Source organism: Mesorhizobium sp. Cs1321R2N1, from assembly GCF_037179725.1.
In the GTDB taxonomy this organism is placed as follows: Bacteria; Pseudomonadota; Alphaproteobacteria; order Rhizobiales; family Rhizobiaceae; genus Mesorhizobium; species Mesorhizobium salmacidum.
Window position 1 is genome coordinate 1 of the sequence record NZ_JAPYKP010000291.1, and the last position, 1990, is coordinate 1990.

Annotated in this window: 2 protein-coding genes; both read left to right on the forward strand. The window is 64.8% G+C overall.

Annotation, left to right across the window (positions count from 1 at the left end):
- Positions 1–526 (forward strand): type VI secretion system protein TssL, long form (gene tssL / locus O7A61_RS32055; RefSeq protein WP_337133150.1); only part of this gene is annotated, 526 nt, incomplete at its 5' end.
- A gap of 1 nt (position 527) precedes the next feature.
- On the forward strand, positions 528–1990 hold a 1463-nt coding region (tssM, locus tag O7A61_RS32060; RefSeq protein WP_337133151.1), incomplete at its 3' end, for a type VI secretion system membrane subunit TssM.

Consider the following 1990-nt stretch of genomic DNA (forward strand, 5'->3'; position numbering starts at 1 on the left):
ACGCGGCGACGTCGCCCGCGCCGCGCCCAAGCAAGATGCTCCTGAACCCGAGGCACCGCAGCCGGTCGATTTCGCGCTGTTGCCCGCGTTCAAGGCCGAAGCGCCAGCCAGCCTCAAGGGCGCGCTCAGCGGCACCGAGAGCGTCTCGCTGGCCAAGCTGATCATCCAGTCTTCCAACCCCGAGCTGTTCCAGTCCTCGCGGCCGACGCTGTCCCAAGGGTATCAGCCGCTGATCGCCTCGATCGCCAAAGTGATCCTCGCCAATCAGGAGCTGATCGGAAACATCACGATCATCGGCCATACCGACAATGTGCGCCTGCAACGGTCCAACCCGCTCGCGAGCAACCAGCGGCTCTCGGAGGCGCGCGCCCAGACCATAGCGGACCTCCTGGTTCAGGCTGGCGTGCCACAGGAGCACATCCATTCTGAAGGGCGCGCCGAGACCGATCCTGTGGCCGACAACGCGACGCGCGAGGGCCGTGCGCTCAACCGGCGCGTCGAGGTCCTGGTCGAGAAGAGACTCTGAGATGTTCATCCTGCGCTTCCTCTGGGCCGTCATCACCTCGCGATTCCTGTGGACGCTGATTGGCATCGCGCTGCTTTCGCTCTTGATCTGGGTGTTCGGCCCGATCGTAAAGGTCGGTCCTTACGCGCCATTCGAATCTGAGAATGTCCGCATCGCCATGATCGCGGGGCTGATCATCCTGTGGCTGATCTGGCTGATCGTCGCGCAGCGGCGTGCCATCCGCGCTAACCGCATGTTCGTCGCGGAGATCGCAGCACCCGTGGCCGAAAAACAACTCACCCCCGGCGAGGAGAGCGTCGCGGCCGTCGGCGCCAAGTTCGGCGAGGTGATGGCCGAGCTCAAGCGGCGCAAGCTCGGCGGCAGAAAATTCCTGCGCGAGATGCCGTGGTATGTAATCGTTGGGCCGCCAGCCACCGGCAAGACCACGGCATTGCGCCAATCGGGCCTCAATTTCCCGATCGACCTCACCGATGATTTGCAGGGCGTCGGCGGCACGCGAAATTGTGACTGGTTCTTCTCCGAAAACGCGGTGCTGATCGACACTGCGGGCCGCTACGTCCAGCAGGAGAGCCAGCCGGATGTCGACGCTGCGGAATGGCTGGGTTTCCTTGACCTTTTGAAAAAGCACCGCGGCCGCCGCGCGCTCAACGGCGTCATTGTCGCACTGTCCATCGATGCGCTGTCGGAGGGCGACGAAGCGATCAAGGCGCACGGCCGCAAGATCCGCCGTCGACTGGCGGAGCTGAACGAACGACTGGAGATCCGTCTGCCTGTCTACATGATGCTGACCAAGGCAGACCTGATCAAAGGCTTCGAAGCCTTCTTCGGCGGCTTGTCGACGACGGCGCGCGAGCAGGTGTGGGGAACGACTTTTCCGCTCGACGCCCGCGTCAACGCCGGCACGATCCAAGCGGAGCTAGCCAGGCTTGCCGCGGAGCTTGAGCGGCGGCTGGTGCCACGCCTGGAAGACGAAGACAAGCTCGGCCAGCGCGCCGAGATCTTCCGCTTTCCGGCGCAGCTGGCGAGCCTTGGCGAGCCGATCAAGACACTGCTCGAGGCGATGTTCGGCGAAAGCCGCTACGAGGAAGCCGCCTGGTTGCGTGGCCTTTATCTGACGTCGGCGACACAGGAAGGCGCTCCCATTGACCGGCTGACCGCGGCGCTATCATCCTCCTTCGGGCTGCCACCGCGCCGCGCCATGCCGGCGTCGCGTGTCGAGAAGCGCAGCTTTTTCCTCAGGAACCTTCTCACCGAAGTGATCTTCAAGGAGGCCGGCCTTGGTACGTTCGATCCGCTGGCGCAGCGTCGCCGCGCCTGGATCTGGCGCGGGGCTGCCGGCGCCTGTGCGCTCGCGGCTTTGCTGACCGGCGGCCTGTTCACCTGGTCCTACCTCGACAACCGCAGTGCGATCGTCGAACAGGCCAGCCAGTTCGAAGCCCTGCAGGGGCCGCTCACCGAGGCCGC